The sequence below is a fragment of the Parafrankia sp. EAN1pec genome (assembly GCF_000018005.1).
Taxonomy (GTDB): domain Bacteria; phylum Actinomycetota; class Actinomycetes; order Frankiales; family Frankiaceae; genus Parafrankia; species Parafrankia soli.
Map to the genome: position 1 here is coordinate 7,510,464 of NC_009921.1, position 13,052 is coordinate 7,523,515.

Genomic DNA, 13,052 nt, shown 5'->3' on the forward strand with positions numbered 1-13,052 from the left:
GCACCGGTATCGCCCGCTACACCGAACGCGACCAGGCACAACCCAGGTACGGGCGGAAACGCTCAGACCACAGATATTCCGAGCGCGGCGGCCATCGGCCCGGCGAGACTCGCCAGGTCCGACGAGTCCACCTCGGCTCCGGCCAGGCCATCGGCTCCCACCACGCCGTCGAAACGACATCCCCGCAGCTGAGCCGCCGCGATCTGCGTACCAGCGAAGATCGCGGAGCTGAGATCACAGTCCTCGAACCGCACGTGGTCGAGCCGTGTGTCCGTCATATCCAGCCCGGAGAGGTCGCAGTTCACGAACCGCGCCCGGCGCAGCAGGCAGGCCCGCAGCGCGAGCCCGTCCGCCCGTACCTGGTCGAACACCACGTCGTTGAGCTCCCCGCGGATCCACACCGTGCCGGACACCCGGCCGCCGGTGACCCGGACCCGCGTCGCGCCGCCCCCGTCGAGCACGATGCCGGCCAGGACGGCCTGATCGGCGACGACGTCGCGCAGCCGCAGGCCCGTGACCCGCCCGCCCAGGACACGGGCGCCAGCCAGGACGATCGACTCCACCGTCGTCCCGGTCAGGCCACCGGCGTCCGGGTCGAGTTCGCTGACGGCCGCGGCCAGGTCGTCGACGGTTCCACGGACGACCCGGCGGCCACCTCCCGCGGACACGGCGGTGCTCCCGGGCTGGTCGTCGATGGCCGGAGGGAGCGGCTGCCAGAGGTCGGTCCTGCGTCGCGGCGGCATGTGCGGAGTCTGCCGCGCCGCGTTCGGCCGGCGAACCGGGGCCCGTGCCGGGCGGTCAGCCGCGGATGGCGTCCACGAGCGAGATCAGCGCCAGTGCCGTGAACGCGACCGCGGCGATCCGCGTGATCACCTTTACCGACAGGACACGAAGCAGCCCACGACCGCCGACAATGGCCAGACCCGCGACGGTCCACAGCGCGAGGACCGCGCCGAGCCACACCGCCACCGGCGCGGAGAACCGGGCGGCGAGGTTCGCCGTCGAGAACTGGGTGAGGTCACCGAGTTCCGCGACGAACACGACCGCGAAGGACGTCGCCGCGACCCGCGGGAACGTGGACCGCGACGGGTCCGCGCTCGCCGGGCGTGCCGAACTCGGCTCCGCAGCGGGAACCGGGCCGGCCGCATGCCCGGTGCCAGCACCGTCAGCCGCACCGCCAGCCGTACCGGCACCGCCCGCCGGCTCCGCGACCACGGTGGCAGCCGTCGGCGCGGCCAACGCCTCGGCCGGGTTGGGCTCGGACTCGTCCGTGGTCTCCTCGCGTCCCTCGCGGAGCACCAGCACCGCGCCGAGCGCGAACAGCACCGCCGCGACCGCGTCGACGAGCCGCCCGGGCAGCAGCGAGATCGCGCTGCCGGCGGCGACCGCCACTGTCACGTGGATCGCGAAGGCGGCCGCGACACCCGTCCAGACGTAGAGGGGACGGTAGCGGCTGCCCAGCACGAGGCTCGCCACCATCGTCTTGTCAGGCAGTTCCGCCAGGAAGATCACACCGAAGGTGACAAGTACGGCGGTGAGGCTCACGGCTCGGGTCCCTCTCATTGGAGCCGGGCCGGGACGGGAGCCGCCTTCGACCCGGCATGACAGCCAGATCGAAGGTCTCGCCCACCTGACGGAGGTCAGGCCCGACGGCCGGGCCCGAACAGGTCGGGCCAGTATGTCGACGCGCCGGACCGTGCGGCTCCCCGGCGACCCGACGACCGCGGCGCATCCGCCGCGCACGGAGCGCAGTGACACGGGCGCGGCGATCGGACACGGCCGGTGGCCACACGGCGGGGCTACTCCCCTTCAGCTCCGAAGCTACCCCCCAGCAACGCCCTGACGGAACCCACGGCGATCCCGTCTCAGGACGACAGTCAGGCCACGCATCGGGGACAGGCGACGGAGCGCCAACCATCCATCACAGATAAGTGCCATTAACATCACTCAAGGTGACCGCCGATCCAGGTCGACCTCTTACCGAGCCGACGCGGTTCCTCACCACGCCCGCGCCGACCGCCGTGCTGGTGGCGCCCGCCCGGCAGGCCGGAGGCCCACGCCCGGTGATCAACGCCACCGGCATTCTCCTGCACGACGGCCTCGGCCGCGCGCCGCTGTCCCCGGCGGCCCGCACCGCGCTCGACGCCGCGGCCGGGACCTGCGACGTCGAGGTCGACCTGGCCACGGGTCGCCGCGGCCGGCGCGGCCGCACGACGATGACCGCGCTGGCCGCGGCCGTGCCAATGGCCCGTTCCGTGCACGTGGTCAACAACAACGCGGCCGCGCTCATCCTGTCGGCCGCGGCGCTCGCGGGCCGCCGGGAGATAGTCGTCAGCCGCGGCGAGCTCATCGAGACAGCCGACGGGCTCCGCCTGCCCGAGCTGCTGACGTCGACCGGAGCCCGGCTGCGCGAGGTTGGGACCACAAATCGGACCACACTCGGCGACTACGCCGACGCCATCGGGCCAGGCACCGGTTTCGTACTTCGTATACATCCGCCCAGCTACCGGGTCGTCGGGCTGACGGCGGCCCCGGCGCTCGCCGATCTCGCCGAGCTGTGCGCCGGCCGCGGTGTGCCACTCGTCGGCGATCCCGGATCCGGACTGCTGCACCCCGAGCCCGCCCTGCCCGACGAACCGGACGCCTCGACCTGGCTGAGCTGCGGGGTCAGCCTGGTCATCACCTGCGGCGACAAGCTTCTCGGCGGGCCGCAGTGCGGCCTCGTCCTGGGCCGCGCGGACCTGGTCGACCGGCTGCGCCGGCATCCGCTCGCCCGCGCCCTGCGAGTGGGCAAACTGACGTTGGCCGCGCTGGAGGCCACGCTGGGCACCGGGGACAACCCCGTCCGCAGGTCGCTGCGCGCCGAGCCCGCCGAGCTGCGGCACCGGGCCGAGCGGCTGGCGTCCTGGCTGCGGCAGTCCGGGGTCCCTGCCTCCGCCGTGACCAGCCGGGCGGTCGTCGGCTCGGACGGCATCGACGACACCGCCCGGGCCGGGGCCGCCGTGCGCCGCGGCGCCGTCGGAGTCGGAGCGGGCCACGGCGGCCACACAGTCTACGGGTCGGGGCCGGACGTGTGGGAGAGCGGCCTGCCGAGTGCGGCCGTCGCGCTGGACGCGGCCCTGGCCGCCTTCCTGCGCCGCGGCCGCCCGTCCGTCCTCGGACGGGTCGAGCAGGGCTGCTGCCTGCTGGATCTGCGGTCGGTTCCACCGGACCTGGACCCCGTCCTCGCCGCGACGGTGCTCGCCGCCGCGGCCGAGTCGGGTACCGCCACCGCCGGCGACATCCACGCGCTCTCCGCGGACGCGCCCGCCTCCGCCGTCCCTTCGGCGGCCACCGGCTGGACGGATCCGGCACGCCGGGAGGATCCGGCGGGCTGGGAAGGGCCGGGCGCCGACGCCGGGTCCGACGTCGACGCGGTCACCTTGCAGTGAGCGAACCGGCGTGAGCGTGGCCCGGTGACCCTCGGCCCGGTCAGCGAGGGCTCGGTAAGCCGTGGCCCCGTCAGCCGAGACTCGGTCGGCCGCGGCGCGGTCAGACGTGGCGCCAGCTGGGCCGGCGGATTCGTCATCGTCACCCACGGCTTGGTGCACCTGCTGGTCTGGCCGGGCGCACCGCTCGGGACGGCCGGCGCGGGCGGCGGCAAGCGCCTGCGCTGGAACGGCGACTCGTGGTCGTGGCAGCCGGGGTGGCTGCCGGCCGTCGTGGTCCACTCCGTCGGGGCGGCGCTGCTCGCGGGCGCGGTCCTCGGTTGTGTGCTGGGCGGGCTCGCGCTGCTCGGGCTGCCCGGCGTCCGCCGGTTCCCGCTGCTGACCAGCGCGGTCGGGGCCATCTGCTCGCTGCTGCTGTTCGCCCTCGTCTGGCCCGGCCTCGAACCGGACGCGGCCGAGTTCACCGCCGGGCCGGTACTCAGCGGAGTCCTGCTGGCCGGGGCGGGCGTCGCCGCGCTGCTACGCCGACGAGCCCGCCGCTCCTCCGGCGACGCACCCGCCACCAGCCCACCCACCGGCAGCCCGCCCGCCGGGCATCCGACGCCTGGCGGACGTCCGACGCCCGCCACCGGCAGGTGAAGCCGGGTCAGGAGACCTCGCGGCGCAGGGTGCGGACGAAGCCGGCCACCAGCGGCACCAGGACCCACAGCGCAGACGAGACGGCCATCTGGCCGAGATGGCCGTCGAACCGCGCCTCCTGCATCCAGGTCACCGACTGCGCGCTGTCCAGCCACGGACTCAGCTTCCGCAGCACTCCGAACGAGAAGACGACGCCCCACAGGGTCGGGATGAGGTAGACGCTCACGATCGCGGCCGCGCTCGAGCCGAACAGCGCCGCGAAACCCATCGCCGAGACCGTCCCGACCACCGAGGCGAGCACGAGCCCCAGGACGAGCAGGCCCCACGGGCGGTCGGCGACGACCGAGCGGCCCAGCCCCCACTCGGCGACCGCCATCCCGCCCAGCGCGATCGCGAAGGTCGCGACGACCACGAGCAGGGCCAGGATCACGCCGACCGTGATCTTCGCGGTGAGCACCCGCGCGCGGCGTGGCTCCTGGGTGAAGGTCACCAGCACCGTGCGCTGTGTCCACTCGCTGGTCAGCGCCAGGATCACGACGACCGGCAGCAGCACGCCGAACCCGACCGAGCCGAGGCCGAGATAGACCGATGCCCACTGGTCGACGTCGTCCGGGAGCAGGAGCGGGACCAGCTGGCACAGGACGGACACGGCGGTGGCGACGGCCAGCAGCCATCGCGTGGCGCGGGTGCCCAGGCACTTGTCCCACTCCACCCGCACCAGCCGGGCGAACGGGATCGGGACGGCGGCCGGCCGCGGTGTCACCGCGCCAGGGCCACCGGTTCTCGTGGCGGTGACGGTCATCGGGCCACCTCGGTCCGGGCAGCGGTGCCGGTTGCGACGGTGCCGGCGGGCGCATCCGTGGGGAGGGATGCGGTGAGCGAGAAGAAGAGGTCCTCGAGGGTTCCGTGGTCCGCCGGGCGCAGCTCGGTCACGAGCACGTCGGCGCCGACGGCGGCCCGGGCGACGTCCGCCGCGGTCGTGCCGGACGAGACGTCCACCAGCAGGGTCCCGTCCGGGTTCGGCGTGAACGGGATCGCCGCCCGGGACAGTGCCGCCGCCAGCGCGGCCCGGTCCGGCGCGCCGACGATCAGCCCAGCGGGGGCGAGCAGCTCGTCCAGCCGCCCGCGCGCCACCACCGCGCCCGCGGCGATGACCACGAGCCGGTCGACGGTCGCCTGCACCTCGCCGAGCAGATGGCTCGACAGCAGCACCGTCCCGCCGCGCGCGGCGAACTCCCGCAGCAGCCGGCGCATCCAGGCGATGCCCTCCGGGTCGAGGCCGTTCGCCGGCTCGTCCAGGATGAGGACGTACGGGTCGCCGATCAGCGCCTGGGCGAAGCCGAGCCGCTGGCGCATCCCCAGCGAGTAGGTGCCCGAGCGGCGGCCGGCCGCCGGGCCGGCGAGACCGACCAGATCGAGCATCTCCTCGACCCGCCGGCGGGGGACGCCGGCCATGTCCGCGGCCGTCCGCAGGATCGCCTGGCCGCTGCGGCCGCGGTGGGTCGCGGACGCGTCCAGCAGCGTGCCGACCGCGCGGGAGGCGTTGGGCAGCGCGGCGAACGGATGTCCGTCGACGGTGGCCTGGCCGGTGTCCGGCCTGGTCAGGCCGGTGATCATGCGCAGTGTGGTGGACTTGCCGGAGCCGTTCGGGCCGAGGAAGCCCGTCACCGTCCCCGGTTCGCAGGTGAAGGAGACGTCCCGTACGACGGTGGACGCCCCGTAACGTCTGGTCAGCGACTCGACACGAATCATGGCGATGATCGTGCCGGCCGACGCCCGTCGCGGGCATCGGCCTAACGGCGACTCCGCATCGACGGCCGGCGACTTCGCATCGACGACCGGCTCTGTCTCCGCTCCGGCCGGCGACGGTCGGCCGTGGCCGGAAGGTGATCCGCGCCGGCGGCCGAAGACAGCCCTCAGGTCAGGGAGAGCGCCGAGAGCTCGCGGTTGAGGTTGGCGCGGGCGGCCGGCTCCCAGTGCCTGCGGGCCCAGGAGGTCGCGTAGATCTCCCCGTCCAGCAGATGCCGCAGGATGGCGCCGCGCCCGGAGGCCCAGGTGTCGCCACCGACCCAGGCGTACTCCAGGCGCACCCGGCGGACGTACCGGTCGTAGCCGGGCGCGGGACGCGCGAGCACCCGCAGGTCGGCGTCGTTGACGAATGCCTCGTCGGCGGACACCGCCCGGTGCCCCGCCGTGGCCTCGACCAGGCGGCGCACGTCGGCGATCGCCTCGGCCTGGCAGCCGAGACGGGTCAGGACGCCGGCGGCGAGCTCGGCGGAGCGCTGTTCGTTGTCCCTCGCCCGGGAGTCGTAGACGACGTCGTGGAAGTGCACGGCGAGCAGGCAGACCGGTAGCCGCACCTCGGCGGCCTCGGCACGGTCGGCGGCGATCAGCAGGTGGAAGGCGGCGGTCGTCTCCGCCACGTGCCGCAGGGTGTGGTAGTGCCGACCAGGTTCCTGGTATCTCCGGACGAGGTCCACGAACGCGGCGACCCGTTCCCCCGGGTCCGCCGTCGCGCCGACCGCGACCAGCGCGCCGTCGAACGCCCTGGCCAGCGGTGAGCGTGGGGCAGGGGCGGTCACGGCCGCGGCGGTCACGGCCGCGGGCGCGGGTGCACCGGGCACCGCGGCCACCGCCATCGCGGCGCCAACACCGAACTCAGCCTCCATGTGGCCTCCCGGTCCCTCGCATCCCGGTCGGGTCACCCTCGATCGTGAACGCTGCGTGGTCCGTCCGCAGCCGATTACATAGATCTACCGATCACACCTTTGGCCTATGGGTAGCCCAGTGCACATTGCCGCAGTCGAACACGCGCGCGAAGGTGGGCGCGTGGCCGTCCAGATAACGATTGACAGCCAGATGTACACCCTGCGTGATGATGTCGATCCCGAAGAATTACGGCGGGGGGCCCCATCCGCCACCGCCCGGTGTGCGCAGGGTGACGACCGACCCGGCAGGGAGCTGCCGGCTCGCCTTCGGTGGGAGCGGAACACCGTCAACATCGTTGTGCCCGACCGCGCCGGGCCCACCTCCCGCCACCCCACCGGGCGCGTGCCGCCGCCGGTCGGTCAGGACGGACAGCGTCGCCGGCTCCAGCACCCGCACCGAGCGCACGAGGCCGTCCCCGCCCGGATGCCTGCCGGGCCCACCCGTGCCGTCGGCCAGCTCGTAGCGCTCCACCCGCATCGGGTACTCCAGCTCGAGCGCCTCGATCGGGGTGTTCAGCGTGTTCGTCATCCCCACGTGCACCCCGGAGGGGCCACGGCCGCGGGCGGACGCGCCCTGCCCCCCGCCCAGCGTCTCGTAGTACGTCCAGGTCGCGCCGCCGATCACCAGATTGTTCATCGTCCCCTGCCCGGGCGCCGCCAGGACGTCCGGCCCGGCGCCGACCGCCAGCCGCAGGGCCGCCAGCACCGTGTCGGCGATGCGCTGCGATGTCTCCACGTTGCCCGCCACGACGGCGGACGGGCGTTGCGCGTCGACCAGCGAACCGGGCTCGGTCACCACGGTCAGCGGGGCGTAGGTGCCGTCGCCGGTCGGGACGTCGTCGGGCAGCAGCACCCGCAGCGCGAAGCAGCACGCGGAGCGGGTCACGGCGCGCGGGCAGTTGACGTTGCCGCGCACCGCCGGTGACGTGCCGGTGAAGTCGACGGTGATGCCGTCGCCCTCGATGGTCACCGCGACCCGCAGCGCTATGTCCCGGTCGTCGACGCCGTCGCCCTCGAGCTCGCTCTCCACCCGGTGGACGCCGTCGGGCAGCCGCGCGATCACTGCCCGGCTGCGCCGCTCGCCGTAGCGGAGTACCTCGGCGAACGACTCCAGGACGAGCCCGGTGCCGTGCCGGCGCGCGAGCTCGGCCAGCCGGGTGGCGGCCAGCCCGTTCGCCGCCGCCTGCGCGCGCAGGTCACCGCGGCGCAGGTCGGGCGTCCGCGAGTTCGCGCAGATGAGGTCGAGCAGGTCCTCCTCCCAGCGCCCCGCCCGGACGAGCCGGACCGGCGGGATGATCAGGCCCTCGGCGAAGATCTCGGTGGAGTCCGCGGGCATCGACCCGGGACGCATCCCGCCCATGTCGGAGTGGTGCGCACGGGTGGCCGCGTAGCCGACCACCTCGCCGTCAAACGCGAGCGGGGAGATCAGCGTGACGTCGGGCAGGTGGTTCCCGCCGGAGAACGGGTCGTTGAGCACCCACACGTCACCAGGCAGCGGCCCGCGCTCGGCGACCACCCGGACCGACTCGTACATGGCGCCCAGGTGCACCGGCACGTGGGCGGCCTGAGCGATCATCCGGGCGTCCGCGTCGAAGATCGCCGCCGAGCAGTCGCGCCGCTCCTTGATGTTGGACGAGTACGCGCTCCGGACGAGCAGCGTCCCCATCTCCTCGGCGATGCCGCCCAGCGCACTGGACACCACCGACAGCGTCACCGCATCCATGCCACCAGCGTGGCAGCCCGCCGGCCGCCGCCGCGCCGGGACGGGCCCGCCGACGACCCTGTCCAATGGAAGATTCCGGAGCATTTGCCTTAATCAGTAGATATCGGAACAAAAATGACATACCGAACGATAACGGGAGAATTGCCCATCCATTGGAGTTTATATTGCGTTTATCTAGACCAACGGACGGATAAGTGGTTCAGTACGCGATTGTGAAGGGATCGGGGGATCTCGAGAGCCCGCAAGCGGAGCGAGACCCGCCGATCATCTCCGATAGCGGCGTACAGGGAGTCACGCAATGAGCGAGTACGACTATTCGGTTGCCATTCTCGGCAGCGGCATCGCCGGCTCGACCCTGGCCAACATCCTCGCCCGCCACGGTCACAGTGTGGTACTCATCGACAGTGGAACACACCCGCGATTCGCACTCGGGGAATCGACGATCGGCGAGACGACCTATCTGCTGAAACTTCTCGCGCAACGTTTCGACGTCCCGGAGCTCGGCCATGTCAGCAGCTTCGAGGGCGTCCGGCAGCACGTCTCGTCCGCGTGCGGTGTGAAACGCAATTTCGGCTTCGTCTACCACCGGGAGGGGGAGGTCCAGGACCCGGAGGAGGTCACGCAGTGCAGTGTCTCGGAGTTCCCGAACGGCCCTGAGATGCACATGCACCGCCAGGACATCGACTCCTACCTCTTCTACTCCGCGGTGCGCCACGGCGCCCACCCGCGGCAGCGGACCTTCGTCGACCATGTAGAGATCACCGACGACGCGGCCACCCTGACGACGCGGGCCGGCGAGCGGATCCGGGTCCGCTACGTCGTCGACGCCTCCGGGCGGAACTCGGTGCTGGCCAGCCAGTACGGCCTGCGCGAGGACCCCTGCCGGTTCAAGACGCACTCGCGGACGCTGTTCACCCACATGGTCGGGGTCACCCCGTTCGACGAGGTGACCCGGCCCAGCGGACAGCCGTCGCCGTGGCACCAGGGGACGCTGCACCACATCTTCGACGGCGGGTGGCTCTGGGTGATCCCGTTCGACAACCACCAGAGCGCCACCAACCCGCTGTGCAGCGTTGGCCTCAACCTCGACACCCGCCGCTTCCCGAAGCAGCCCGGCGTCACCGCCGACGAGGAGTGGCAGACCTACCTGGACCGTTTCCCCAGCGTGGCGCGCCAGTTCGCCGCCGCCCGGCCCACCTGGGACTGGGTGTCCACCGGGCGCACCCAGTACTCCAGCACCCGGACGGTGGGTGACCGCTGGACCATGATGAGCCACGCCGCCGGCGCCATCGACGCGCTGTTCTCCCGCGGCATGGCGAACACCATGCAGGTCATCTACGCCTTCGCGCCCATGCTCATGGACGCCCTCACCGACGGCGACCTCTCGGCCGAGCGCTTCGCCTCCATCGACCAGCTCAACCAGACGATCCTCGACGTGAACGACCGGCTGGTGGCCGGCTCGTACACGTCCTTCCGGGACTTCGACCTGTGGCGGGCCTGGTCCAAGGTGTGGTTCATGGCCTGGAACCTGGGCATCTCGCGGATCGTCGGCACCTACTTCGGCTTCCTCGAGCGGGGCGACCCGGCGTTGTTCGACCGGCTCTTCGACGCCCCCTTCCCCGGCACCTTCTGCCCGGACCTGCCCGAGTTCCAGGACCTGTTCCGCCGGCTCGACGGTGTGATGGACGAGGTGGACCAGGGCCAGGAGACACCCACTGAGGCGGTCGGACGCCTCGCGGACATGCTCGGCACCGCCGCCTTCCTGCCCGAGCCGCTGCGCCTGGGCGACGTCCTGCGCAGGTGGCACGACGGCTCGTTCGACGCGCAGCGCCAGATGTACGAGTGGGGCCGCTCGGCATCGCCGCGGCCGCTGCGCCGCTGGTACGACTACGACCTCGACGTGCTCCTGGCCCGCAGCGGCGGCGTTCCGCAACCCGTCACCTTCTGAACCAGCCATTCCGCCGTACCGCCGAGCGCGTCGCCTGCTCGGCGCTACGGCGCTGCGGCGCTGCGGCGCAGCGATTCCACGGAACCGTGGCTGGGCGGCTCCGCGGCTCGGCTACCGCGGAAGGGCATGGCGGAGCCGCGAGCGCGGGGCGTTGGACGCGAGCTACCAGCGCGCCATGTGACTCAAAGTAGTCGACGGAGATGGCCAGCGGATGCGAAAGAAGTCGCTCGGCGACGGTTCCACCGCGTCAGGAATCGACCCTTCTTTCACCACCGAAGAGGTCATCCTCCACCATTCAGCGCGCTACGGAACCCGACGGAACGCAGGTCGATCAGCCGGAGGATCCGGGGCCGCCGACCACGTTCCGCAGAGCCATCCGACGACGCAGCCGCCGGTGGAAGATCCAGGACCGTGCAGTATGCGTTCCGTGTAACCGGAAATGCCAGCCATTCGCTTTACCGGCACATTGGCGACTCGATACGAGCCGGACCTGGGTGGGCAGGCCTTCGCTCGGAGCGGTGCCACAGGCCTGCAATCCCGACCGGCCATCGTCGCGGCACGGAAGGCCACGCGGACTCCGATTCCCGGAAGTCGGGACCATCGCCGCAGGCCAGGGACTTTGGTCCCTCAATAGAAGAACAATGTCCAGACGACGCCGCCGCGCACCACCCGCCCCTGCACCGAACCTCCCGGCGCCTGCCCCGAGGCCCGAGCCGCACCCCAACCCGATCCCATCCCGGCACCGGACAGAAGCGTGGCGACCGAGCGACACCATGGACTCTCTCAGTCGCCACACTTCAGATCCCACGCCCGCTCGGGGCTCGGACGCCCCGCCCCCAGCGAGCTCCGCAGCCCACGGGTGGGCGGAAAGGTGACCGAAACAGCCAAAAACGTGACACGGCGCTTTACGCCACCGGTACGGTTACCTAATTCAGCCATCCACGGCTTGGCCGTCATCCACCACGGGCGCGGGTCCAGCGACCCGGCGCACGTGACCGGTCCCCGCCGCGGCGCACCCGGAAGGAGCCAGATGTCGAGTCTTCTCGACGATCCCACCAGGCGGGTTCACCCCGGCTGCCCCCGTGACCCGGGCCGCCGTGTCATGCCCGGCGGGTCGCTCGGCCGCGAGTGGGGGGTGGCCTGAGATGGCGACGCCCGCGATCGGTCAGCCGGCGCCCGACTTCACGCTGCCCGGCCTGACGCTGACCGGTGAGGAGGCCACCCGGTCCGAGTTCACCCTCTCCGGGGAGCGGGGCCACCCGGTCGTCCTCGCCTTCTACCCGGGTGACAACACTCCGGTCTGCACGAAGCAGATGTGTTCCTACGCCGCCGGCATCGAGGTGTTCCGTGACCTCGGGGCCCTGGTCTGGGGAATCAGCCCGCAGGACCTCGACAGCCACGAAGCCTTCGCCCGTTCGTATTCTCTCAGCTTTCCCCTGCTCGCGGACGACGACCGCACGGTCGTCAAGCAGTATGGCATCTCCCTGCCAGGACTCGGACTACGCCGGTCGGTGTTCCTCGTGGATGCGAACGGCATACTACGCTGGAAGCAGGTCGGGCTGATCGGTGTGACCTACTCCGACGTGGAGACGATCGCCAAGCAGCTCGCTCAGCTCTGAGCACACGTTCCGCCCTGAGCACACGTTCTGCTCTGAACACGTGCTCGGTGTGGCTCGTGGCATCGCGGGCGGCTCCAGGTTGTAGGCCGTAGGACCGGAGGGCCGTCCACGGAACAATGGTGGATCGCCTGCCACGTGGGGGCTTCGGGGCGGTGCGGCGGGGCCGAGACCACCGCGCGGCCGCGGGACGAATCGGCCGGGTCGCGTGCCCGTCCCGCCGGCGCCGCCTGCTCCTGGGGCTCGACACCTGTCTTGACCTGCGGTTATACGAATTCAGGTAGACAATCCCACGGACCTCTCAATTTATGCACTCGTGACGCTCTAATTGCCTAGTCAGCCGATCACCGTGCGAAGTGCTCCACCAATGCACGGGTCAGATCTGCCCGAATCCTGGTGAGATGGCCCTGACAGGCACCTGCGAGTTGGCATTGCCGGGAGAGAGGGCCGCCACGACATGGCGCTCGACGACCCGGAGAGTGCCCCCATTTTCAGGTGGGGCGAAATGCGGATAAGGCTCGGGACCTGGTGGTTTGCACGAGCGGACCGATCCGCCAACGACGAAGGCAGTGACCTGGCTGCCCTGGAAGAAGTTGATGATCACGTGGGAGGCGACATGAACAGCGTCGACGTTGCACTGAAGGAATCGCTGGAGATCGAGGGGGCGACCGGGGTCGCCCTCGTCGACTTCACGAGTGGGATGACGCTCGGCAAGCTGAGTAACATCCATAACTTCGACCTGGAGATCGCGGCCGCCGGGAACACCGAGGTCGTCCGGGCGAAGATCCGCACGATGGAGAGCCTCGGCCTGCAGGACACCATCGAGGACATCCTCATCACCCTCGGTCGGCAGTACCACCTGATCAGGCTTCTGAGCAGCCACACTGGGCGCGGCCTGTTCCTGTATCTGGTGCTGGACAAGAGCCGCGCGAACCTGGCGATGGCCCGCCACCGGTTGCGCACCATCGAGTCACGCCTCGACATGTGACG

Annotated in this window: 11 protein-coding genes; 5 read left to right on the forward strand and 6 right to left on the reverse strand. The window is 71.5% G+C overall.

The genetic code is table 11. The features are described 5' to 3' along the window. Window positions 1-62: 62 nt before the first annotated feature. Window positions 63-668 carry a pentapeptide repeat-containing protein gene (locus FRANEAN1_RS30670; RefSeq protein ID WP_020463603.1) on the reverse strand — a complete coding sequence of 202 codons (606 nt, stop codon included), beginning with the start codon at window positions 666-668 and terminating at the stop codon, window positions 63-65. A 130-nt stretch (window positions 669-798) separates the two neighbouring features. After that, window positions 799-1,545, reverse strand: a complete 747-nt coding sequence (locus tag FRANEAN1_RS30675) for a TMEM165/GDT1 family protein (RefSeq protein WP_020463604.1) — start codon at window positions 1,543-1,545, stop codon at window positions 799-801. A gap of 407 nt (window positions 1,546-1,952) precedes the next feature. Here FRANEAN1_RS30675 and selA point away from each other — a divergent pair, with 407 nt between their 5' ends. Both selA and FRANEAN1_RS30685 read left to right on the forward strand, forming a co-directional pair. Further along, window positions 1,953-3,431 carry an L-seryl-tRNA(Sec) selenium transferase gene (selA, locus tag FRANEAN1_RS30680; protein WP_083788367.1) on the forward strand — a complete coding sequence of 493 codons (1,479 nt, stop codon included), beginning with the start codon at window positions 1,953-1,955 and terminating at the stop codon, window positions 3,429-3,431. 24 nt (window positions 3,432-3,455) lie between these two features. Continuing rightward, complete coding sequence (locus FRANEAN1_RS30685; protein WP_020463606.1) at window positions 3,456-4,067, forward strand: hypothetical protein; 612 nt, start codon at window positions 3,456-3,458, stop codon at window positions 4,065-4,067. Window positions 4,068-4,074: 7 nt separating this feature from the next. Here FRANEAN1_RS30685 and FRANEAN1_RS30690 read toward each other — a convergent pair whose 3' ends face one another. The 4 genes from FRANEAN1_RS30690 to FRANEAN1_RS30705 all read right to left on the reverse strand — a co-directional run bounded on the left by FRANEAN1_RS30690 (window position 4,075) and on the right by FRANEAN1_RS30705 (window position 8,498). Beyond that, window positions 4,075-4,869, reverse strand: coding sequence for an ABC transporter permease (locus tag FRANEAN1_RS30690; protein WP_020463607.1), 795 nt, complete (start codon window positions 4,867-4,869; stop codon window positions 4,075-4,077). Then, on the reverse strand, window positions 4,866-5,819 hold the full coding sequence (locus FRANEAN1_RS30695; RefSeq protein ID WP_020463608.1) for an ATP-binding cassette domain-containing protein: 954 nt from the start codon (window positions 5,817-5,819) through the stop codon (window positions 4,866-4,868). The genes FRANEAN1_RS30690 and FRANEAN1_RS30695 overlap by 4 nt, the downstream gene beginning before the upstream one ends. Before the next feature lie 164 nt (window positions 5,820-5,983). Next, the gene (locus FRANEAN1_RS30700) at window positions 5,984-6,736 is read right to left on the reverse strand and encodes a hypothetical protein (protein WP_020463609.1); all 753 of its coding nucleotides are present in this window, start codon (window positions 6,734-6,736) and stop codon (window positions 5,984-5,986) included. 226 nt (window positions 6,737-6,962) lie between these two features. After that, window positions 6,963-8,498 (reverse strand): hydantoinase B/oxoprolinase family protein, encoded by a 1,536-nt coding sequence (locus tag FRANEAN1_RS30705; RefSeq protein ID WP_041254944.1) that lies wholly within the window; start codon window positions 8,496-8,498, stop codon window positions 6,963-6,965. A gap of 298 nt (window positions 8,499-8,796) precedes the next feature. On the opposite strand from FRANEAN1_RS30705, the gene FRANEAN1_RS30710 reads away from it, so the two are divergent. The 3 genes from FRANEAN1_RS30710 (at window position 8,797) to FRANEAN1_RS30720 (ending at window position 13,050) form a co-directional block, all read left to right on the forward strand. Next, window positions 8,797-10,446: a tryptophan 7-halogenase gene (locus FRANEAN1_RS30710; protein WP_020463611.1), complete on the forward strand. Its 1,650-nt coding sequence runs from the start codon at window positions 8,797-8,799 to the stop codon at window positions 10,444-10,446. Between the two features lie 1,145 nt (window positions 10,447-11,591). Beyond that, on the forward strand, window positions 11,592-12,065 hold the full coding sequence (locus tag FRANEAN1_RS30715; RefSeq protein WP_020463612.1) for a peroxiredoxin: 474 nt from the start codon (window positions 11,592-11,594) through the stop codon (window positions 12,063-12,065). Between the two features lie 613 nt (window positions 12,066-12,678). Continuing rightward, window positions 12,679-13,050, forward strand: a complete 372-nt coding sequence (locus tag FRANEAN1_RS30720; protein WP_020463613.1) for a hypothetical protein — start codon at window positions 12,679-12,681, stop codon at window positions 13,048-13,050. Window positions 13,051-13,052 lie beyond the last annotated feature (2 nt).

What these genes read in the sequence shown, in the direction of transcription:
- FRANEAN1_RS30690 (WP_020463607.1), bottom strand. Translation starts at nt 4,869, where the DNA reads ATGACCGTCACCGCCACGAGAACCGGTGGCCCTGGCGCGGTGACACCG.
- FRANEAN1_RS30695 (WP_020463608.1), bottom strand. Translation starts at nt 5,819, where the DNA reads ATGATTCGTGTCGAGTCGCTGACCAGACGTTACGGGGCGTCCACCGTC.
- FRANEAN1_RS30700 (WP_020463609.1), bottom strand. Translation starts at nt 6,736, where the DNA reads ATGGAGGCTGAGTTCGGTGTTGGCGCCGCGATGGCGGTGGCCGCGGTG.
- FRANEAN1_RS30705 (WP_041254944.1), bottom strand. Translation starts at nt 8,498, where the DNA reads ATGGATGCGGTGACGCTGTCGGTGGTGTCCAGTGCGCTGGGCGGCATC.
- FRANEAN1_RS30710 (WP_020463611.1), top strand. Translation starts at nt 8,797, where the DNA reads ATGAGCGAGTACGACTATTCGGTTGCCATTCTCGGCAGCGGCATCGCC.
- FRANEAN1_RS30715 (WP_020463612.1), top strand. Translation starts at nt 11,592, where the DNA reads ATGGCGACGCCCGCGATCGGTCAGCCGGCGCCCGACTTCACGCTGCCC.
- FRANEAN1_RS30720 (WP_020463613.1), top strand. Translation starts at nt 12,679, where the DNA reads ATGAACAGCGTCGACGTTGCACTGAAGGAATCGCTGGAGATCGAGGGG.